The 20,658-nt window shown below is 73.4% G+C and carries 15 protein-coding genes, 1 tRNA gene and 1 riboswitch; of the genes, 6 read left to right on the top strand and 10 right to left on the bottom strand.

The features are described from left to right. Window positions 1–35: 35 nt before the first annotated feature. On the bottom strand, window positions 36–1,013 hold the full coding sequence (locus ABT048_RS03710; protein ID WP_502893969.1) for a helix-turn-helix domain-containing protein: 978 nt from the start codon (window positions 1,011–1,013) through the stop codon (window positions 36–38). 394 nt (window positions 1,014–1,407) lie between these two features. Between ABT048_RS03710 and ABT048_RS03715 the strand changes: the two genes are divergently transcribed. The 3 genes from ABT048_RS03715 to ABT048_RS03725 all read left to right on the top strand — a co-directional run bounded on the left by ABT048_RS03715 (window position 1,408) and on the right by ABT048_RS03725 (window position 5,028). Then, complete coding sequence (locus tag ABT048_RS03715; RefSeq protein ID WP_350519677.1) at window positions 1,408–2,085, top strand: RNA polymerase sigma factor; 678 nt, start codon at window positions 1,408–1,410, stop codon at window positions 2,083–2,085. Further along, window positions 2,082–3,551 (top strand): hypothetical protein, encoded by a 1,470-nt coding sequence (locus tag ABT048_RS03720; protein WP_350519678.1) that lies wholly within the window; start codon window positions 2,082–2,084, stop codon window positions 3,549–3,551. Before ABT048_RS03715 ends, ABT048_RS03720 begins: the two co-directional genes overlap by 4 nt. Window positions 3,552–3,804: 253 nt before the next feature. Beyond that, window positions 3,805–5,028, top strand: coding sequence for a hypothetical protein (locus ABT048_RS03725; protein WP_350519679.1), 1,224 nt, complete (start codon window positions 3,805–3,807; stop codon window positions 5,026–5,028). A 112-nt stretch (window positions 5,029–5,140) separates the two neighbouring features. On the opposite strand, the gene ABT048_RS03730 is transcribed toward ABT048_RS03725, so the two are convergent. Both ABT048_RS03730 and ABT048_RS03735 read right to left on the bottom strand, forming a co-directional pair. Beyond that, window positions 5,141–6,640: an aminopeptidase P family protein gene (locus ABT048_RS03730; protein ID WP_350519680.1), complete on the bottom strand. Its 1,500-nt coding sequence runs from the start codon at window positions 6,638–6,640 to the stop codon at window positions 5,141–5,143. Window positions 6,641–6,853: 213 nt separating this feature from the next. Continuing rightward, window positions 6,854–8,335 (bottom strand): PP2C family protein-serine/threonine phosphatase, encoded by a 1,482-nt coding sequence (locus ABT048_RS03735; protein WP_350519681.1) that lies wholly within the window; start codon window positions 8,333–8,335, stop codon window positions 6,854–6,856. 615 nt (window positions 8,336–8,950) lie between these two features. Here ABT048_RS03735 and ABT048_RS03740 point away from each other — a divergent pair. Continuing rightward, window positions 8,951–9,586 carry a bifunctional DNA primase/polymerase gene (locus ABT048_RS03740; protein ID WP_350519682.1) on the top strand — a complete coding sequence of 212 codons (636 nt, stop codon included), beginning with the start codon at window positions 8,951–8,953 and terminating at the stop codon, window positions 9,584–9,586. Window positions 9,587–9,779: 193 nt separating this feature from the next. On the opposite strand, the gene ABT048_RS03745 is transcribed toward ABT048_RS03740, so the two are convergent. From ABT048_RS03745 to ABT048_RS03760, 4 genes are all read right to left on the bottom strand, one after another. After that, window positions 9,780–10,763, bottom strand: a complete 984-nt coding sequence (locus ABT048_RS03745) for a DUF5926 family protein (protein ID WP_350519683.1) — start codon at window positions 10,761–10,763, stop codon at window positions 9,780–9,782. A 130-nt stretch (window positions 10,764–10,893) separates the two neighbouring features. Further along, a complete protein-coding gene (locus ABT048_RS03750) occupies window positions 10,894–11,349 on the bottom strand; it encodes an ATP-binding protein (RefSeq protein ID WP_502893967.1) in 456 nt (151 codons plus the stop codon). A gap of 406 nt (window positions 11,350–11,755) precedes the next feature. Then, a complete protein-coding gene (locus ABT048_RS03755; protein WP_350519684.1) occupies window positions 11,756–12,580 on the bottom strand; it encodes a glycerophosphodiester phosphodiesterase family protein in 825 nt (274 codons plus the stop codon). Window positions 12,581–12,753: 173 nt separating this feature from the next. After that, window positions 12,754–14,202 (bottom strand): purine-cytosine permease family protein, encoded by a 1,449-nt coding sequence (locus tag ABT048_RS03760; RefSeq protein ID WP_350519685.1) that lies wholly within the window; start codon window positions 14,200–14,202, stop codon window positions 12,754–12,756. Next, a riboswitch (TPP riboswitch) is annotated at window positions 14,195–14,341 on the bottom strand. It overlaps the preceding gene by 8 nt. 208 nt (window positions 14,342–14,549) lie before the next feature. On the opposite strand from ABT048_RS03760, the gene ABT048_RS03765 reads away from it, so the two are divergent. Both ABT048_RS03765 and ABT048_RS03770 read left to right on the top strand, forming a co-directional pair. Next, entirely contained in the window at window positions 14,550–16,442 is a 1,893-nt protein-coding gene (locus tag ABT048_RS03765) for a S1C family serine protease (RefSeq protein ID WP_350519686.1), read from the top strand. 76 nt (window positions 16,443–16,518) lie between these two features. Further along, window positions 16,519–16,606, top strand: a tRNA-Ser gene (locus tag ABT048_RS03770). 138 nt (window positions 16,607–16,744) lie between these two features. Here ABT048_RS03770 and ABT048_RS03775 read toward each other — a convergent pair. From ABT048_RS03775 to ABT048_RS03785, 3 genes are all read right to left on the bottom strand, one after another. After that, complete coding sequence (locus ABT048_RS03775; protein WP_350519687.1) at window positions 16,745–18,112, bottom strand: tyrosine-type recombinase/integrase; 1,368 nt, start codon at window positions 18,110–18,112, stop codon at window positions 16,745–16,747. A gap of 69 nt (window positions 18,113–18,181) precedes the next feature. Continuing rightward, window positions 18,182–18,376, bottom strand: a complete 195-nt coding sequence (locus ABT048_RS03780) for a helix-turn-helix transcriptional regulator (RefSeq protein WP_328955754.1) — start codon at window positions 18,374–18,376, stop codon at window positions 18,182–18,184. Window positions 18,377–18,632: 256 nt separating this feature from the next. Beyond that, entirely contained in the window at window positions 18,633–20,615 is a 1,983-nt protein-coding gene (locus tag ABT048_RS03785) for a DUF3987 domain-containing protein (protein WP_350519688.1), read from the bottom strand. Window positions 20,616–20,658: the final 43 nt, after the last annotated feature.

A 20,658-nucleotide genomic window follows, 5' to 3' on the forward strand; every position in this document is an offset into this window, starting at 1 on the left:
CCGCCACGGCCTGAGGGAGTGACGGCGTGACGCGATCAGGCGACCCCGCGTCCGAACGAACGCCGGTACGCGGTCGGCGAGGTGCGCATCACCCGGCCGAAGTGGTGGCGGAAGGTCGCGGAGCTCTCGAAGCCGACGGCCGCGGCGATCTCCTCCACCGTCCCGTCCGGCGACTCCAGCAGCGGCAGGCTGGCCGCGATGCGCTGGGTGACGACCCAGCGCATCGGGCTGGTCCCGTTGCGGGCGGTGAAGTGCCGCAGGTACGAGCGGTCCGACATCCGGGCGGCGCGGGCCAGCACCGGGACGGTCAGCGGGGACGACAGGTGGTCCAGCGCCCACTGCATGCTGCGGGCGATCCCGTCGTCCTCCTCCTCGACCGTGCCGACCGCCGCCTCGATGAACTGGGCCTGGCCGCCGTCCCGGTGCGGCGCCACCACGAACCGGCGGGCCACGGTGTTGGCCACCTTGGCGCCGTGGTCCCGGCGGACCAGGTGCAGGCAGAGGTCGATCCCGGCCGCACTGCCCGCGCTGGTGAGCACGTCCCCGTTGTCCACGTACAGCACGTCCGGGTTGACCCGCACCGCCGGGTGGCGCTGCTGCAGCAGTTCGGCGTACCGCCAGTGGGTGGTCGCCTCCCGGCCGTCCAGCAGTCCGGCGGCGGCCAGCGCGAAGGCGCCCGAGCAGATCGACACGATCCGGGCGCCGCGCTCGTGCGCCGTGCGCAGTGCCGCCACCAGCCCGGGGGAGACCTCGCCGCCGAAGGCGTTCGGCACCCCGGGGACCACCACCGTGTCGGCGGCCGCCAGTTCGTCCAGCCCGTGCCGGGTGGTCAGCGTGAAGCCGCCCACCGCGTCCAGCGCCGTCCCGGGCCGGTCGGCGCACACCTTCAGGCCGTACCAGGGGGTGGCCAGCAGCCCGGTCAGCTCGGGCCGGGCCAGCCCGAACACCTCGACCACGACGCCGAGTTCGAACGGGGCCATGCCCTCGAAGGCGTACACCGCGACGTCGTGCACGGGCTCCGGCCGCCGGCCGATGGCGACGGCCACCGGTCGCGGCCGCTGCTCGGTGGCGACGGCGGTGGCGACGGCGGTGCCGGCGGCGATTCCGGCGGCGATTCCGGTGCCAGTGTCGGTGTCGGTGCCGACCGCGCCCTCGACGTCCTGCTCGGCCATGCGAACCCCCTGCTCACGGGTGGCGGAACGCCGGTGAGTCTAGTCGTCCGGGCTCCTCGGACATTTCTTCGAACCCACCTGCAACCTCCACCCCTGCTACACGTCCACTAGGTGTGGGGGCGGAGGGAACCGAGGCGAGGGCAGCTGGGAGGATCCCCCCGATCACGATCTTGATCAGGTGGACCTGACGGTCCGGCGAACGCCGTCACCGTCCCGGGGGAAAGCGGAAACACGCATGTCCATGGCCATCGGGCCGACCGTCGTGCCGGGAAAGGCGCGCGGCTTCACCGTCCGCGGTGTGGTCGCCGCGCTGTTCGGCGCGCAGGAGGTCGGCGAGCCCCTCGCCGGCCCCGTCACCGAGCAGGAGGTGAAGCAGCGCCGCTCCGGCTTCCGGCTGCTGCGCGGCGGTCGCAAGCCCGAGGAGGAACGGCCCACCCTGACCGACCTCTACCACGCCCACCGGCTCGGCCTGGTGCGGATGGCCGTGCTCCTGGTCGACCACCAGGACCTGGCCGAGGACGTCGTCCAGGAGGCCTTCACCCAGCTCTACCAGCGCCACGGCGAGGAGCTGGACGACCTGGACAACGCGCTCGGGTACCTGCGGACGTCCGTGGTCAACGGCGCCCGCTCGATGCTGCGCCGTCGCAAGACCGCCCGCGAGTACGTGCCGCCGCACGAGCCCGACGCCGCTTCGGCGGAGGACCACGCGGTCCTCAACGACGAGCACCGTCGGGTCCTGGTGGCGATGCAGGAATTGACTCCCCGCCAGCGAGAGGTGCTGGTGCTGCGCTACTGGTCCGACATGTCGGAGGCGCAGATAGCCGAGACCCTGGGGCTCTCCCGGGGTGCCGTGAAGTCCACGGCCAGTCGTGCCCTGGACGCCTTGGAAAAGCACCTGGAGAAGGTTAGATGACCGACAAGTTCCCCCGCCGTATCGGCGGCGACGGCGACGGGCCGGCCGAAACCCCGACCGAACGGCTGCTCCGCGAGGCGATGGGCGCGCGCGCCGCCCTGGTCACGGCGAACAGCCTGCGCCCGGCCGCACCCCCGAAGAGCCGGATCCGCCGACTGCGCCCGGTGTACGCCGTCACCGTCCCGCTCGGCCTGGCCGCGGCGATGGCGCTCGGCGTGCTCACCTTCCACGGTGAGCCGGTCGCCCACGACCAGACCCCGCCGCCGCCGGCCGCCTCACTGACGACCTCCCCGAGCCCGACCGCCGAGCCGACCGTCACTCCCACCCCGTCGGCGACCCCCACGGCCACCGACACCCCGACGGGTGAGCCCGAGACCGACCTCCCGCTCGCCGACGGCGTCCCGTCCTCCAGCGCGTCGGCCACCAACACCGCACCCCCGGTGGGCCCGGCGACGTCGTACTCGTTCCGCGGCGTCAAGTTCAAGGTGCCGGCGGGCTGGAAGACGGTGCCGCTCGACGCCTCCACGGTCTGCGTCCTGAGCCCGGGCGCGCCGACGGACTCCTCGTCGAACTGGTCCCAGGACGAGTGCGAGCCGTACGGCGTCTACGTCACGGTCTACAACACCCCGGACGAGAGCGCGCACGCCATCTGGCCCACGATGGGCGACATGGCCTCAAGCTCGGGCTGGAGCCACCAGCCGTCCTGCCCGATCTGGGGTCATCCCTACATCCCCACCGGGCCCTACTCGTCGGTCTCCCCGGCCGTGCGGACCCGGCCCACCATCGCGGGGAAGACGGGCGACAAGACCCAGTGGAAGGCCACCTGCAAGCCCGGTGACTCGTTCACGTCCCAGATGTGGGCCCTGAGTTCGGACCAGGTGTACGTGGCGGCGAGCGGCCTCAAGGACGACTACCAGGCCGGCCTGCAGGCGATCGTCAACAGCCTGGACGTCAGCGGCCACAAGGCGCCGGGGGTGGCGTCGGAGGCTCCGGACCCCCCGGCGGTGAACCGCGACACCGTCGCCGTGACGTACAGCGGGATACTTCCGGGGGGAATGGTGTCCGTCAAGGACCCGCTGCCGGTGAGCATCGTGGTGACGTACCGGAACACCGGCACGGTCAACCTGCCGGCGGTCCAGCCGCTGGTCTTCACCGACCCCTACCCGGGGACGCCGAACAGCCCGATCCCGATGAACGTCGGCACGCTGGAGCGCCAGGACGGTGGCACCTGGACCAAGGTGAGCATGTCGCCCGGAAGCGGCATGGACTACGCGACGGCCGGCAAGGCGGCCGCCTTCCCCCTGGCGCCGGGCGCGAGCCACACGGTGATGTACCGCATGAGCGTCGACCCTGCCGACGGACCGGGGATCATGCCGATTCGGATGCAGGCGACGCTGCCGTACGACGGCAGCGGCTCGCTGACCGTGATCGGCGAGAAGATCGCCTTCGAGAACATCGTGAGGTAGTCGACCGGCGGCCGCCGAGAGGCGCCGTGACCAGGAAAACCCCTGGTCACGGCGTCTTTCGGCGTTCCGGGGCGAGGTTGCGGAAAAACCTTCGGATCCACCTGCAACCCCCCGCCGGGACGGACGTCTATCAGGGTGAGAGGCGGGGAGAGCGAGCCGGCGGGGCCGGGGCTCGGGCCGGTTCCTCGGGACGCAGGCAAGGCGTCCGCACATCCGACATCACCAGCACTGTGTCCTCTGGGGGGACTGTCACATGAACGCGTCCGTTATCGCCCGTATTGCGAAGATCGTCCCGCTCGTTGTGGTGGCTGCCATCGGCGCCTCCGCCTGCGACGCCTCGGAGGCCGCCCTCCAGGCCGCCCCCGCCCCCACCGCCGTCCGATCCGCCACGAGCGCACCGGCTGCGGCCTCCGTGGCGCCCACCGAGGCCGCGCCGAGCGCCGCCACCGCCGCCCCCTCCGCCGCCCCGACCGCCACCGCCCCGACCGCCACCGCGCCGGCCGCCGTCGTGACGCCCGCCGTGGTGGCCACCACGGCCACGGACTCCACCAGGACCACCACCAAGGACACGGCCAAGAACACCGCCAAGGACGCTCCCAAGCCCGTGACCAAGCCCGTCACCGGGAGCGGCGGCATCGCGATCACCTTCAACGGCCTGGGCGAGGGCCGGCAGGTCCAGGTGGGCGACCAGGTGCCCTTCTCGGTGACCTGGAAGAACAACGACGCCTCCGGCAGCCGCGCGGTGGCGCCGGTGGTGGCCACCCAGGAGTACGAGGGCGCGCAGTGCACGCAGATGCTCTCGATGGCGCGGGGCACGCTGGAGCGCAAGGACGCCTCGGGCTGGAAGGCCCTGCCGTCGCTGAGCCAGGGCGGCGGGATGGACTACGCGGGGACCGGTGACGACGCGGCGTTCACCCTGGCCGCGGGCGAGAGCCGGACCGTCGAGTACCGGATGGTCCTCGACGCGGGCAACCAGCCGGGCCGGCTGGCCGTCGAGGCGGACGCCGTGCTGCCGCACTCCCTCTCGGTCATGACGAAGAGCGTGGTCGGCGCCTCGGTCGTGGACCGCCACCGCCCCGTCGTGACCTCGGTGTCCGCCCCGACCGCGCTGGTCGTCGGCAAGGCCCCGACCGAGTTCTCCTTCAAGGTCTCGTCGCCGGACGGGTCGGCCCTGCTGCGCCCGGTGGTGCGGCTGTCCCTGCCCACGGGCGCCGGCCTGACCGGGTCGGACGTCACGATGGAGGCCAAGGTCGGCAACGAGTGGAAGTCCTTCGAGGTGACCGCGGACTGCAACGGCAGCCTCGGGGTGGCGCCGGCCGAGCTGGTCGGCGTCCTGCACGGCAACCCGGTGGAGTACACCTTCCGGGTGGGCCTGAAGCGGACCGGCAGCGCCGGCCCGGTGGAGATCCAGGTCGGCGGGGACTCGGACGGCCACCGCGGCGCGACCGCCGCGGTCCGGCCCACCGTCCAGCGCTGACCCCCCGGACGCACCGGGGCCCGGCCTCCCGAGCGGTTCGGGAGGCCGGGCCCTTCGGCGTACGGCGGCTCGGAGCGCGGTCAGGCCGGCTCAGGCCGGGTTCGGGCCGGGCTCAGGCCAGCGAGGCCATCCAGGCCTCGACGTCCTCGGAGCGGCGGGGCAGGCCGGCCGAGAGGTTCTCGTTGCCGTCGGCGGTGACCAGGATGTCGTCCTCGATCCGGACGCCGATGCCGCGGTACTCCTCCGGCACGGTCAGGTCGTCCAGCTGGAAGTACAGGCCGGGCTCGACGGTGAGCACCATGCCGGGCACCAGCAGGGCGTCGACGTGCTCCTCGCGGCGGGAGTGGGCGCAGTCGTGGACGTCCAGGCCGAGCATGTGCCCGGTGCCGTGCAGGGTCCAGCGGCGCTGCAGGCCCAGCTCCAGGACCTTCTCGACGTCGTACGCCGAGGCGTCCAGCAGGCCCCAGGCGAGCAGGCGCTCGGCGAGCACCCGCTGCGAGGCCTCGTGGAAGTCGCGGAAGCGGGCGCCGGGCTTCACCGCGGCGATGCCGGCCTCCTGGGCGTCGTACACCGCGTCGTAGATCTTGCGCTGCAGCTCGGTGAAGCGGCCGTCGATCGGCAGGCTGCGGGTGACGTCGGCGGTGTACAGGGTGTGGGTCTCCACGCCCGCGTCCAGCAGCAGCAGCTCGCCGGGGCGCACGTCGCCGTCGTTGCGGACCCAGTGCAGGGTGGTGGCGTGCGGGCCGGCGGCGGCGATGGTGCCGTAGCCGACGTCGTTGCCCTCGACCCGGGCGCGGCGCCAGAAGGTGCCCTCGATCCAGCGCTCGGAGGTGGCGACGGCCTGGCCGAGCTCGCGGACCACGTCGGTGAAGCCCTTGACGGTGGCGTCGCAGGCGGCGCGCAGCTCGCCGATCTCCCACTCGTCCTTGACCAGCCGCAGGCCGCTCAGGAACTCCTTGAACTCGGCGTCCTTGTCGGCGTCCAGGGCGTCGGCCAGCGCGGCCTCCAGGCCGGCGTCGTAGCCGCGGACGATCCGGGTGGGGACGGTGGAGTCCCCGGCCGCCGCGGCCAGCTCCTCGGCGGCCTTGCGGACGTCGCGGGCGGGCAGGCCGAGCAGCTGCTCCTGCTCGCTCAGGCTGTACCGGCGGCCGACCCACAGCTCGCCGTGGCCGTCCAGCCAGAACTCGCCGTTCTCGCGGTCCGAGCGGGGCAGCAGGTAGAGCGCGAACGCGTGGCCGGTCCCGCCGGTCGGCTCGGCGACGAGCACCGCGTCCTCGGTCTGGTCGCCGGTGAGGTGCACGTACTCGCTGGAGGCGCGGAAGGCGTAGTCGGTGTCGTTGGAGCGCACCCGCAGGTTGCCGGCCGGGACGACGAGGCGCTCGCCCGGGTAGGCGGCGGACAGCTTGGCACGGCGCTCGGCCGCGTACGGGGCCTGCGCGACCGGGGAGAGGCCGTGCAGCTCGGTGTCGGCCCAGCCGGACTTCATCGAGGCGGCCAGCTCGTCGGAGATCTCGCCGTAGAGCCCGTTCTTGCGGCCCTTGAACTCCTGCGGCTCGTCGCCGCCCTCGGCCTCGGGGTTCTCGGCCACCGCGGGGGTGCGGTCCTCGGTCACGTGCAACGCCTCCTTGGGGGTGGTACCGCCGCCCCTCGGGGGAGTGTCGGATCGCGACACGCGCGGGCGGCCGTGCGTCCATGGTACGGACGCCCGGTCGCTCGTCGGTTCGGGCCCGGTACATCCGTCCGGGCCCGGTCCGGGTGCGTCCGTCCGGGCCCCGCGGACCTCGGGGAGACGTGTGCACGCGCGGGAACGCGCGGGAACGCGCGGCTACTCGAAGCGCGCCGCCAGCAGCATCAGGTCGTCGGTGGCCGTCGTCGCGGCCTCCGGGGCCGGGCAGACGGCGAGCAGGTGGGCGCAGAGCCGGTCCGGGTCGATCCGCACGTCGCGCGGGGCGTCGGCGGCGGCCCGGCGCAGGTTGGCCTGCCCGGCGTGCAGGGTCGGGCCGCAGCGGCGGGCCAGGCCCTCGGTGTAGAGCAGCAGGGTGTCGCCGCGCTCGGCGGTGAACTCCACCCCGGGCGCCTCCCAGCAGGCCAGCATGCCGAGCGGGGCGGACAGCGAGGTCTCCACGAACTCGGCGCCGCGCCGGCCGACCAGGACGGGCGGGCAGTGCCCGGCGCCGGCCAGGGTGACCCGGCGCTCCTCGGGTTCCACCCAGGCGTAGACGGCGGTGGCGGTGCGGGTCGGCTCGGTGGTCTTGAGCAGCAGCTCCAGGTCGCCCAGGACGGAGACCGGGTCCTCGCCCTCCAGCACCGCGTAGGCCCGCAGCGCGGCCCGCACCCGGCCCATCGCGGCGGCCGCGCCGGGGGCCGAGCCGGGGCCGGCGCCCGGGCCGTCGCCGGAGACGGAGCCGACGGTGAGGCCGACGGTGCCGTCCGGCAGCGGGATCGCGTCGTACCAGTCGCTGCCGCAGGAGCGGTCCAGCCCGGCCGGGACGAGCCGGGCGGCCAGTCGCAGCCCGGCGGTCTGGGGGAGGTGGTCGGGCAGCAGGCCGCGGCGCAGCGCCTCGGTGGTGCGCCGGATCCGTTCCGCCTCCAGCTGCTTGGCGAGCAGTGGAGCGGCGATCGCGCAGTAGTGGCGGGCCAGTTCGCGCCGGCACTCGGTCGGCTCGGCGGGCTCGTCCCAGAACCAGAGGGCGGCGGCGAGCGGGCCGTCCTCGGGGGTGGCGAGCGGCAGGCCGAAGGCGCCGCCGAGGCCGAGGTGGACGGCGAGTTCGCGCAGCCGGGCGCCGATGGCCGGGTCCTCGGCGAGGTCGGGGGAGTGCAGCTGCTCGGGCCGGTCCCGTTCGCGCAGCAGCCGTCCGAGCAGGCTCTGCTCGGGCGGGACGGTCTCCAGGGCGCCGAGGCTGGCGCGGTCGAGGCCGAGGCCGACCGGCTGGCCGGGGCCGCCGCCGGGCATCCGGGTGACCAGGACGCCGCGGCGGGCGCCGAGCAGGGCGGCGCCGGAGGCGAGGAGGGTGTCCAGGGTGGTGGCGAGGCCGCGGGCCCGGGCGAGCCGCTCGGTGTGCTCGTGCAGGGCGGTGATATCGGACAGGCGTCCGGCCAAACGGTCCTGCACGGCGGTGGACGGTGCCGTGCGGTCGTCGGCCGGGCCGTCCGGTGCGCCCGGCGCGTCCGCGGGGCCGTCCTGGGCGTCGGCGGGGCCGGGGAGTCCCGGCGGGTCGAGGACGGTGAGCCCGCCTGCGCAGCCGGTTTCGCCCGGTTCGGCGGTCGTCGTCGACGGGAGGGCCGTCGGCGGGTGGGACTCGGTCATGCCGCCACTCCTGACGCGGTGCTACGTGCCATGCGAAACCCCCAGGTACGGCCAATGTGGAGCGAGCACGGCCAAAGGGCGTGTTTCGCCTCGATTCGCTACTACTCGTCATTGATCGACAGCAATGCCACCACTTCTACACAGGCCATTCGGGGCATGTCCAGATCCAGGACGACGCGGTGGCCGGTTCCACGGCCATTGCGACCCGGTCGGAGGGCGTGCGGGGTTCGTGTGCGCGCCGGTCGGACCGGGAGGCATGGAGCGAGCCGCGAACGGGCAGAACCGAGGGGACGGACCGGGCGGCCGTCCGGATCGTATGCCCGTGCCGCCCGGGAGCCGGGTCGGCCGGAAGTCTCTCACTCGTACGGTGGAACCAAACGCGCCCGGGCGGCGTCCATCCGGTCGCATACGGGATTCTCGTTCCAAGGGCTGTTTCCAGTGCACGGCCCTTCTCATGTCGTGCTCCACACCGTGCTCCTCGTCGTAGCCGCCCCGTCCGCATTGCCGCCCGCTCCGCACCGCCCGGGGCCGTGCCGCGGCGGGCCCGCGCGGAGGATCCCGACGGATGCCGACGGAGCGGAGCGAGCCGAGCGGTCAGGGAAAGGAACGAGCGCCATGCGTGAGAACCCGAAGGACCGGTCGGAGGAGCGTGCCGCCCGACTGGCCGCGGCCCTGGCGGCCGCCGTCGACCACCGCTGGCCCGTGGTGCCGGGCACCGTGCTGAGCGGTGGGCGCTGCTCCTGCGGCGACCGGGACTGCACCGTCCCCGGCGTGCACCCGCACGACCCCTCGCTGCTGGCCGCCACCACGGACGCCCGGATGGTGCGCTGGTGGTGGGAGCGGCAGAGCCCGGACGCGACGGTGCTGGCCGCCACCGGCTCCACGGTCTCCGCGGTCAGCCTGCCCGCGGAGGCCGGGGCGCGGGCGCTGGCCTACCTGGGCGCGTTGCGGATGCCGCTCGGCCCGGTGCTGGCGATGCCGGGCCGCTACGCGCTGCTGGTGGCCCCGTACTCGCTGGATGCGCTCGGCGAGATGCTCGCCCAACTCCCTTGGGTGCCGGGATCGTTGCGCTATCACGGGCCGGGCGGCTTCCTGCCGCTGCCGCCCGGCGGCTCGGCCGGCCGGGTGCGCTGGGTGCTGGCGCCGCGACCGGGGGCGGGCGGCGGGGTCTGGCTGCCGCAGGTCGGGCCGCTGCTGGGCGAGTTGGTCGATGCGACGGTCCGGTTGGACAGCGGCCGCTCGGCGTACTGATCCGCGGTGATCCACGCGGCCCGCCGGAAAAACAAAAGATCCGGCCGCTGGCGACGGGGGATGCACCAGCGGCCGGACTCTTTAGACAGTAACAAGGATCCGCGCCCGCGCCAATTTCCAAGACGCCCTCCACGCCCGGAAATTGCGCGTTCACCGCGACAATGTGACGCGTATCACGCGGATCCTGCGCGCTTTAGTTCAGGGTGACCTGACGGTTCACCAGGTTCGCGCGGGCGCGACGCTCCTCGGCGGTCAGCGGGGTCGCGTCGGCGAGGACGGCGGCGAGCCGCTCGCCGAACTCGGCGGCCGGCTTCTCGCAGTCGGCGGCGGTCATCGCGAGCGGCAGGTCCCACACCGGGACGGTCAGGCCGTGCGCGCGGAACGAGCCGACCAGGCGGGTGTCCGGGCCGAGCGAGGCCTCACCGGCGGCGTTCAGCCGGGCCAGCGCGTCCAGCAGCTGCTCCTCCGGGACGGTCATCACCCAGCGCAGGTGGTTCTTGTCCGGGGTGCCGCACCAGTAGGCGGCGTCGACACCGGCCAGCTTCTCGGTCGGGATGGCCGAGGCGTTGGCGCGCTCCAGGGAGGCGGCGACCTCGCCGGTGGCGGTCTCGGCGTCCTCCAGCCAGAACTCGAAGCCGGTGTGTACGGCGGGCGCGAACGCGGCGGTGGCGTCCAGCATGTCCTGCAGACGGCGCCCGCCCGGCACGGTCCGGCGGGCCGGTACCGGGGTGCCCGGCTCGGTGGCCAGGGCCAGCTCCAGGGCGTCGCCGAGGTCGCGGCTGAGGTCGCCGGAGGAGGACTGGGTCTGCAGGCCGAGCAGGATCGAGCCGTCCTGGCGGCGCAGGGCCGGCCAGGCCAGCGGCAGCACGGTGGCCAGGGTCACCGACGGGACCTCGCCGTTGGCGCCCTCGGCCACCCCGGCGGCCAGCGTCAGCGGCACCGTGGCGGCGGGCACCAGCTCGCGCAGCGCCACCCAGTCGGCCTCGCCCGACAGGCCCTCGAACGGGCGGTGCACCAGCTCCTGCACCGCGTGCGAAGCCTCCCGGCCGTGGCAGGCCTTGTAGCGGCGGCCCGAGCCGCAGGGGCAGTCCTCTCGGGCCCCGACCACGGGGATCTCGCCCGTGACGGCGGTGGTGGACTGACGCTGCGGCGCCTTCTTGGCGGCCTTCTTGCCCATGGTGCGGCTCTCCCGGGAACGGTGGTCCTGTGTCCCGGGAAGCCTACTGACGTTCCTGCGGCACCCGCGCTACCCCCGGCGCGCGCGAACGCGCCGGGGCGCGCCGGCACCGGGGACGCGAGGACGGGCCCTACGCGCTGCGGGCGTCGCCCCCGGTGCGCCGGGCGTGCCGGCTGCGGGCGGGCAGCGCCGCCCAGACCGTCACCTCGCCGGGCGCGTCGCGCACGCCCCAGTCGCTGGCCAGTCGGTCGACGATGCCCAGGCCGCGGCCGCCGCGCGAGGTCAGCGAGGGACTGGCGGGCAGCGGCCGGGTGGCCGCCCCGCCGTCGGTGACCTCCAGGGTGAGCACGCCGTCGGCGTGCATCTGCCAGCGGACCAGTACACCGCCGTCCGGCTCGTCCGTGCCCTCGCCGTGCTCCCGGCCGCCGTCCGCGGCGTGCGCCCCGGACGGCACGGAGGGGCCGGACGGAACGGACGGGACGGACGGCACGCCGACCAGCACCTGCCCGAGCACCTCGGCCCGGGCACTGCGGCCGAGCGCCGGCAGCGGGCCGAGCGGACGGGCGTACCGGCACGCATTGCTCAACAGTTCGGAAAGGATCAGTACGGCATCATCGATGACCGGTTCGGGTATCTGCCGGTCGCCCAGATCTCGACGCAGTCGGCGCCGTGCGACCCCGACACTCGCTGGGCCGTGCGGCACTGCCATGGTCGATGAAGTCGGCACTTCACGCGCCACCATCAACGCCACCCCCGGACCTCCTTCAGCGTATGCCGAGGGAGAGATGCCCCTTGGTAATGCGTCGGAAACGAGCACCGGACGATCCCGCGAGCCCATTTCGAGCACGGCGACGGACGGTCGACCGGAGGTCATTCCGTGCTCACCCTCTGTCGCCCGAGGCAAGGAATTCCGGCAATATCGCGCGCGGAAGGTTTGACTGCCGACCAGACCGATCAGTCCGCACCGGCACGGCCGTCGGTGCGTCGGCGGATCACCTGCCGAGCTGCGCCAGCACCTCGGCGGGCCGGTTGGTGATGATCGCGGACACACCGAGTTCCAGGCAGAGCTCGACGTCGGCCGGTTCGTCCACCGTCCACACGTGCACCTCGTGCCCCAGCTCGCGCAGCCGGGTCACCAGCTGCGGGCGGGCCCGCACCAGCTCGATGCCCGGCCCGGCGATCCGCGCCCCGCCCGGCAGCGCCGCGCCCTCGCGCAGTCGGCCGACCAGCGGCAGCGCCCGCTCGAACAGGAACACCCGCCGGAACTCCGGCGCGGCGGCGGCCACCCGGTTCAGCGCGACCGAGGAGAAGCTCATGATCCGGGCGGACGGGCGGTCGTTCTCCCGGGCCGCGCCGATCTTGAACCGCTCCAGCATCCGCAGCAGCTCGGCCTCCACCAGGCCGCGGAAGCGCACCGGGTGCTTGGTCTCGATCGCGAGGTCCACCGGGCGGCCGCAGTCCACCACCAGCTCCAGCAGGCGCTCCAGCCGGAGCACGCCGCGCAGCTCGGGGTCGGTGCTGGGGCGGCCGGTCTTCCAGGCGCCGAAGTCGTACGCCTCCAGCTCGGCGAGCGTCATCGCCGAGACGGTGCCCCGGCCGTTGGACACCCGGCCGATCCGCCGGTCGTGCACGCAGACCAGGTGGCCGTCGGCCGTCACCCGGACGTCGCACTCCACCGCGTCGGCGCCCTCGTCGAGCGCGCGCCGGAAGGCGGCGAGGGTGTGTTCGGGCAGGGCGTGGGAGGAACCGCGGTGGGCGATCACCTGGACGGGCAGCGCGGTGCGCGCCGCCGCCGAGGACAGGTCTGGGCTGGTCACAGGGCCAACGATAGGCGGCGGAGGTGACGGGGAGGCGAAGACGGTCCCAACCTGTGGGGCCGTCTGCCGGCTGCCGGGGGTCGCCGGGCGTCCACGCGGGGGACGCCCGGCGCCCGGGCGAGGGGTGCCCGGCGCGTCGGATGACGGCGCGCCGGGCCCCGGGGCGCGGGGTGTCAGCGCGCCGTGCGGCGGGAGAGCGGGGTGAGCGCCCAGGTGGCCAGGGCGGGCACCAGGAAGGCGAACAGCGAGGCGGAGGTCCACTCCTGCGGGGTGAAGTGCAGGGCGTCCTGGGCCGAGGTCCAGAAGTCCGTCCACCAGTCCGCCACCTTGGTCGGCGCGATGAACTGGTAGACCGCGAAGCCCAGCACCCACGGCAGCAGCATCGTCCAGCGGGCCGGCGCGTCCTCGGCGAGGTTCCAGCCGCGGCGCCCGGCGCCGAGGAAGAAGTCCACTGCCAGCACCGCCAGCAGCGGCACGAACACCGAGCCGATCAGGCCCAGGAAGTTGTAGTAGCTGTCGGTGAACTTGTCGATCTGCAGTGCCAGCACGGTGGTCAGCACGCCGATCCCGCCGCTCAGCACCCGGCGGTCCACCTTCGGCAGCAGGTTCTGCACCGACATCGCGGTCGAGTACACGTTGGCGAAGGACTGGTCGGTCTCGCGCAGCACCAGCACCAGCAGGAACAGCCAGCCGGCCCAGACGCCGAGGAAGGAGTCGAAGATCTTGTCCGGGTCGCCGCCGGACTGCAGCAGCGCCATCAGGCCGAGCACGTAGCACCAGACCTGGGCGATCGTGTACCCGGAGAAGCTGCCCCAGAACGCCGAGCGCGCGGTGCGCGAGTGCCGGGTGTAGTCGGCGGCCAGCGGGACGAAGGAGACCGACACCGCGATCATCGCGTCGGTCGCGCCGAGGAAGCCGTGCCAGTTGCCGGCGCCCGGGTCCGGCACGCCCTGACGCCCCAGCTGGACGGTGAAGTACACCATCGCCACGGCCACCGCGCCGGCCACGAAGCGGCGCAGCACCGCGATCGAGCCCAGCGGCCAGATCGTCAGCGCGGTGGTCACAGCCCCCGCGAGCAGCACGAACAGCCAGCGGTAGCCGGTGGTGTGGGCGACGGTCTGGGCGCCCGCCGAGATGGTGAGCAGCTCGAAGACGCCCCAGCCGATGCACTGGACGATGTTCAGCACCGTCGGCAGGTACGACAGCCGGGTGCCGAACAGCCCGCGCAGGTTCGCCATCGCGGGGGCGCCGGTCCGGGCGCCGATCAGCGCGGCCACGCCGAGCATCGCGGTGCCGACGGCCGTGCCGACCACGATCGCGGTCACCGCGGCGGCCAGCGACAGCTCGCTGCCGGGGGCGCCGAGCACGGTGGCGGCGGTGGAGAAGCCGATCAGGCTGACGCCCAGGTTCATCCAGAGCGCGAAGTGGTCGCGGAACCGCAGCGTGCGCGGCGGTTCGGTGTCCAGGACCAGCGGCGCCTCGACGCGTTCGAGGCGCTCGGGGCGGTCCAGGACGGCGGTCGCGGCACCCGTGCCGGCCGCGGGGCCGGAGGAATCCGCGGGGGCGGGGAAATCCTCGGAGCCGGAGGCACCCGAAGAAGAGGATGGCGAAGCAGACGGCATGGCCGATACTCCCTACGCCGGCATTACCCGGACAGGTTCCGGCGGTCTGCGCCCCCTCGACCGTGCGCCTCGCTCGCGTGGCGTACGGTCGACATGCGCACTCTCAGCCTGGTCGGTCCAAGCTCCCGCGTGTCAGTTTGGAGCGACAGGCTAACCGGCAGGGGGGCGAACGCCCAAGGCCACGGCGTGCGCGGTCCGCATCGCGGGACGCCAGGCGGGGAGGGGAGCCCCCGGCCGTCGGCACCGGCTAAGGATTCTTATGAGTTCTTCAGAGGGGTCCTTACGGCAATCGAATCGACAATGCGAAAAACTATGGTCCTTGGTTCTGCCAGCTATGGAGGTCGTCCGTGAGCACCGAGCGCGAGGTTGGGCCCACCGGGCCGCAGGGGGAGCAGCCCGCCGGCCAGGGGGCGGCTGAGTCGGCTCCCGACGGCCCCGCTCAGGGCGGGCACAAGCCGACCATGGCCTTCCGCCGGGTCACCGAGCCGGAGGCGGCGGCCGACGCCGTCGACGCCGCTCCGGCGGACGCGGCCCACGCCGGTGCCGCTCCGGCGGAGGGCGGCCACAAGCCGACCATGGCGTTCAGCCGGGTGTCCGAGTCCGCGGCCGAGCCGACGGCGTCGGAGCCGGCCCCCGAGGCCGCCGCGCCGGAGGGCGGGCACAAGCCCACCGTGGCCTTCACCAAGGTCCCCGCGCCGCAGGCCCCGGCCGAGGCACCCGTCGCAGCTGCTGCACCCGTCGCGCCGGTCGCCGAGGAGCCCGCCGTCGACCCGGCCACCGGGTACATCGACGCGCCGCCGCCGGTCCTGCCGCCCGCGCCGGCCGCTCCCTCGGCCCCGGTGCTGCCGCCGGCCGCCAACCCGTACGCCACGCCGACCCACGGCGTCCCCGCCGCCGGCGCGCACGACCCGTACGCCGCCGCGTCCGCCCCCGGCACCCCGGCAGCGCCCGGTGCGCCCGCCGCACACGGCCACCACCCGTTCGGCGCCGGCCAGCCGCTCGGCGGCTGGGGCCCGACCCACGACGCCACCTCCGGCGGCGCGGGCTACCCCGGCGGCCCGTCCGGCCCGCTGGGTTACCCGGCCGACTACCCCGGTGGCCCGACCGGCGGCGGCCCGCGCAAGAAGCGCGGCGGTCTGGTCGCCGTGATCGCGGCCGTCGCGCTGGTCGCCGGCGTGGCCGGCGGCGCCGTCGGCGTCACCGTGGCCGACCGCAACGGCAGCAGCAGCTCCGCGGACGACCACCGCAGCACCACCGTCCAGGCCAGCGACACCCAGAAGAACGAGCCCGCCCCCGGCTCGATCGCCGCCATCGCGCAGAAGGCGCTGCCGAGCGTCGTCACCATCAAGGCGCAGGGCAACGGCGAGTCCGGCACCGGCACCGGCTTCGTCTTCGACACCGAGGGCCACATCCTCACCAACAACCACGTGGTCGCGCCGACCCTCAACGGCGGCAAACTGACCGTCAAGTTCGCCGACGGCACCTCGTACAACGCCTCGGTGCTGGGCCACGCCGAGGGCTACGACGTCGCCGTCGTCAAGATCGACAACCCGCCGAAGAGCAAGCTGGCCCCGCTGCCGCTGGCCGACTCCGACAAGGTCAACGTCGGCGACGCCACCGTCGCGATCGGCGCGCCCTACGGCCTGGAGTCCACCGTCACCAGCGGCATCATCAGCGCCAAGGACCGCCCGGTCGCCTCCGGCGACGAAACCGGCTCGCAGGCCTCGTACATGAACGCCCTGCAGACCGACGCCTCGATCAACCCCGGCAACTCCGGCGGCCCGCTGCTCGACTCCGGCGGCGCGGTGGTCGGCATCAACTCGGCGATCCAGTCCAACGCCTCGGCCAACGGCCGGGCCGGCAGCATCGGCCTGGGCTTCGCCATCCCGATCAACCAGGCCAAGTGGGTCGCGGACACCCTGATCAAGACCGGCAAGCCCGTCTACGCCAAGCTCGACGTGCTGCGCAACGACGACTACAAGGGCGACGGCGCGCAGATCCAGACCAAGGACATCCAGGGCCAGCCGGCCGTCACCCCCGGCGGCGCGGCCGACAAGGCCGGCCTCAAGCCGGGCGACGTCATCACCAAGCTCGGCGGCGTGCCGATCGAGAACGGCCCCGCCCTGGTCAGCCGGATCTGGACGCACAAGCCCGGCGAGACCGTCGACGTCGAGTACACCCGCAACGGCCAGACGCTCACCACCAAGGTGACCCTCGGCCAGCGCGACGGCGACCAGTGACCCCCGCCCGCCGACCCGCACGCTCCCGAATCATGTGCGCCGAACCCGGCCGGACCCGTTAGGCTGACCTCCGCCTGGAGAGCTGCCCGAGCGGCCTAAGGGAACAGTCTTGAAAACTGTCGTGGCGTGACCCGTCACCGTGGGTTCGAATCCCACGCTCTCCGCTGGTGGAGAAAGCCCAGATCAGGGCGGGTATCGGCGAACTGCCGATACCCGCCCTTTTCGATCCCGTCCCGGGGTGTCCCACCCGGATGCCCCTCCGGACCACCCTGTGTGGAACACCTGTGGAACGCATCCGGGCCCTACGAGGCGGGCTCCTCGCCGTCGAGGAACCGCTCGATCAGGCCATTCGCGCGCTCCTGCCGCCCGTTGATCACCTTCGCGTAGAACCGGAGCAGGACGGCCACGCTGTGCCCCGCCCGCCGGGCCACCTCGGTCTGGTCGACGCCGGCCGCCAGCCACCCGGAGACGGCCGTGTGACGGCAGGAGTACGGCACCTCGGCGAGCTTGGTCTTCAGCTCATTAGGGGTGAGGGCGATCTCCCGGGCCTGCTTCCAGACGGCCGCGGTCTCCTTGGTCAGCAGCCGACCGCCCCGCGCCGCGCGGAACAGCCGGCCGTCCGGTGCCACCCCGTACGCGGCGACGTGCTCACGGAGCAACTGGACCAGCACGGGCGGGATCGGCACCTCCCGGGTGGCGTTCCGGGCCCGCCGCTTCAGGGCGCGCTCCTCGTGCGACTGCCCGTCGTTCGTCCAGCGCGACCCGACCCGGGGCGAGCTGCTGCCGAGCACCAGCTCGCCCCACCCGCTCTCGGGGAGGGTGCAGTCGGTCAGCCGCAGGTTCGTCGCCTCGGCCGGCCGCGTGGCGGCGTACAGGATGCACCCGTAGAACGCCCGCAGGTGCTGCCCCCGGGCCGAGACCTGCCCGGCGGCCGCCAGCAGCGCGCGGCCCTGCGCCGGGCTGGGCACCCACCGGAAGTCGATCTCGTCGCTCGTGGCCGGCGGTGTCCAGTCGACGAACTGGAGCGGGTTGGTGGGCAGTCGCCGACGTTCCACCGCGTACCGCAGGGCGTTGTTGAACACCATCCGCTTCCGGGCGAGCGTGGTGTCCGCGGCGATGTTTCCGTCCAGCAGCCGGGCGATGGCCTCCAGGCCGAGGCGGACGTTCTCGGAGTCGTCCAGCTGGTCCAGGGGGATGGACTTCTTGGTCACCCAGGCCAAGGCCGAGCTGATCTCCTCGGGCGGCTCGGCCAGGTGCTCGGAGAAGTTGAACGCCCAGCAGGAGAGCGCGCGACGGAGCACCTTCCGGTCGGGCCTGCCACGACGGTCCGTCACCAGCGCCTCGGTGAGCGTGGCCAGGGCATCCGCCCGGGTGGCGCGGTTCTTCGCGGACGAGCGCGGCCATTTCGCCTCGGCGTACTCCTTGGCGTGGGCGAACCACGTCACCTGGTTCAGCTTCCGGAACTCGGACGCGGGCAGGCCGGTCTCGGTCTCGAACTGCTCGCCCTTGCGCATGGCGATCAGCAGTTCCGCCCGTCGGCCGTCGGCGAGCGGGAAGGTGGCGAAGGTCGCGGAGTGGGGGTTCTTCCCTACCCGCCAACGGAGTTGGTGCGGACGGCGGCCGCGTCCGAGATCGCGGATGGCGTGGATCTGGACGTCGTAGGTGAGCAATGGGGTTCCAGAACGAGAGCAGCCCCCGGCCGATCGGCCGGGGGCTGCGAGGGAAGGGCGGGGCGAGGGTCAAGCGGCGGCGTTCTGCTCCTGCGCGGCCCACCAGGCGTCGAGGTCGCTCCGGCGGACGCGGATCTGGTGGTTGGGGAGCTTGATGAGCTTCGGTGCCTTCCCACGGGCGACCATGCGGTAGAAGGCGGAGCGGGACATCTCCAGCTCTTCGAGGACGGCGGCGAGCTTGAGCTTCGGGTCCTGCGTGGGCATGGCGGCGACTCCATCAACGGGTGCGAATGGTGATTGCGGAGTGTTACCGGCCCTCTCGCGGACGGAGGCGGAGGGCGGAAAGTGTCAGGGATGTCAGGGAAAATCGCTGACCTGCGGCTTTGGCTCCTGGTAGGGCGTCAGGGATTGTCAGGGATGTCAGGGAAAATCGCCTTTTCCCTGACATCCCTGACGTTCCCTGACAGGCCGTCCGGCGACGTTTTCGCTGGTCAGGGATTTTCCCTGACATCCCTGACGGTTACGGGGCTTCGGCCCCGTCCATGGGGGTGCTCACGGCCGGGTGGACACGGTAGGTAACTGCCGCTTGGCGGCCGCGTTGGCCGCCGGCGGGCGGCTGGTCGGTGCGGAGCCAGCCGTGCTGTTCGAGGAGGGCGAGGGCGGGTTCGACGTCGGCGACCTTCTTGAAGCGGCGGCTGCTGGCGACGGCGTCGTGGGCCTTGATGTGGGTGCGGTGGGTGCCGTCCTTCTTCGGGCGTCGGAGCCATTGGAGGAGGGCGTGGGCGTCCTCGGTGGCGGGGTCGGCGGCGATGAGGTCGAAGACGGCGAGGGTGTGGGCGGTGTAGTACTCGGCGATCTCGGCGGCCCGGTCGACGGTGGCGGCCTGGAGGGGTGCGCGCCAGTCGCCGGCGATGTGGTCGGCGAGGTGGAGGAGGACGGCGATGCGGGCGATGTGGCCGACGAGCTTGCCGGCCCAGTCCTTGATGTGGGCGAGGGGCTCGTCCGGGCGGAGCTGGACCTCGAACTTCTCCTGGAGCTTCTCGACGGCGAGGTCGGCGGCTTCGGTCATCCTGACGGTGACCGGCTCGTCGAGGGCGGTGAGCGTGTGCAGGAGGGTGGTGAGGCGCAGGTCGTAGGCGGCGGTGACCTGTTCGGGGACGGGGGTGGTGCGGATCTTGCGCCAGCCGAGGTTGGAGGGCGGCAGGGAGTACAGGAAGCGGGCGAGTAGGCCGCGGTCGCGGGCGCCGGGGGCGGCGCCGAGTTCCTGGAGGACGGCGGGCTGGGGGGTGACGCCGATGGTGAGGGCGGGTTTGTCGACGGTGGGCTGTTCGCGGGTGATCCGGTCGGCCTGCAGGCGCTCGCCCTTGTGCGCCTGGAGGAAGACTCCCAGGTTCGGCTTGCTGCTGTAGCGGCCGACGATGCTGTCGAACAGGTCGCCCTCGGGGGAGAGGGCGGCCAGGCAGCGGTGGATGCCGAGCTGGTGGGTGACGGTCTCGGGGGTGATGTCCCCGGACAGGGTCAGCCGCGGGCTCGGCGGGACCTGGATCTCGTCGGCGATCATCCGGGCGCCGGAGATCTCGGCGACCAGGTGCGCGCGGTCGAGGTCGGGGTTCTTGCGGGCCCGGGCCATGAGGGCGTCGACCTCGGCGAGCGCGGTCTCCTTGGCGGTCTCGGCCTCGATAATGCGGGCCCGAGCCTCGGCGCGAAGCTCGTCCTCGACCCGGTAGACCGGTGCGGTCATGGTCGCGAAGACGTCGGACTTGCGGCTGGCCGGGGGCATCGCGCACACCAGGTAGAGGTTCGACTGCTCGCGCCAGCCGGGCCGGATCTCCACCCCGACCCGCCCTCCGGCGGCCGTCGACAGCGCGGCCAGGCCCATGGTGGCGGCCATGTCGGGCGGGGTCTGGGTGAACTCCGCCACCGCCTCCACGTAGGAGCCGACCCACCCGGGGAGGGCGTGGACCGGGAAGGTCGGCAGCGTGCCGTGGGAGCCGAGCGGAACGGGGTCGAGCCAGCTCTCGCCGGTGGCGAGGTCGGCGAGCGCGGCCAAGGCGGCGGCGCGCACGTCGTCCAGGTCCGCCTGGCCGTCGCCGGCCATGTGGGCCAGGCGGCTGGTCGCGGTGTTGATCCGGCGCCGCTCGGCGGCGACGCGCACGATCTCCGCGTAGTAGTCGCCGTTCGCCGCGGTCGGGGTCGCCTCGACGCAGGCGTGCAGGTAGCCGGGGCCACCGACCCGGCCCAGGTCGCCCTGCGCGCGCAGGACACCGGTCAGCAGCAGCGGGTCCACCGGCCGCTCACCACCGGCCATACGGGTGATGGTGCGCCAGATCGTCTCGTGCGCGGGGTGGTAGAACGCGCCGGGGCCGCCGAGCTGGGCGGCCAGCGCGGGAATCTGAACGGGGTCGAGCAGGGCTGCGCCGATGACGGCCTGTTCGGCGGCCTTGATCTCGGCGGGTTCGGGCCGGAACGGGATCACGTTTGGGTGCGTGGGCTCGGTGCTCAACGCTGCTTCTTTCGTACGGAGCGAGCGGCCCGCGCCCGGGCGT

The sequence above is a fragment of the Kitasatospora sp. NPDC096140 genome (genome assembly GCF_040303045.1).
In the GTDB taxonomy this organism is placed as follows: domain Bacteria; phylum Actinomycetota; class Actinomycetes; order Streptomycetales; family Streptomycetaceae; genus Kitasatospora.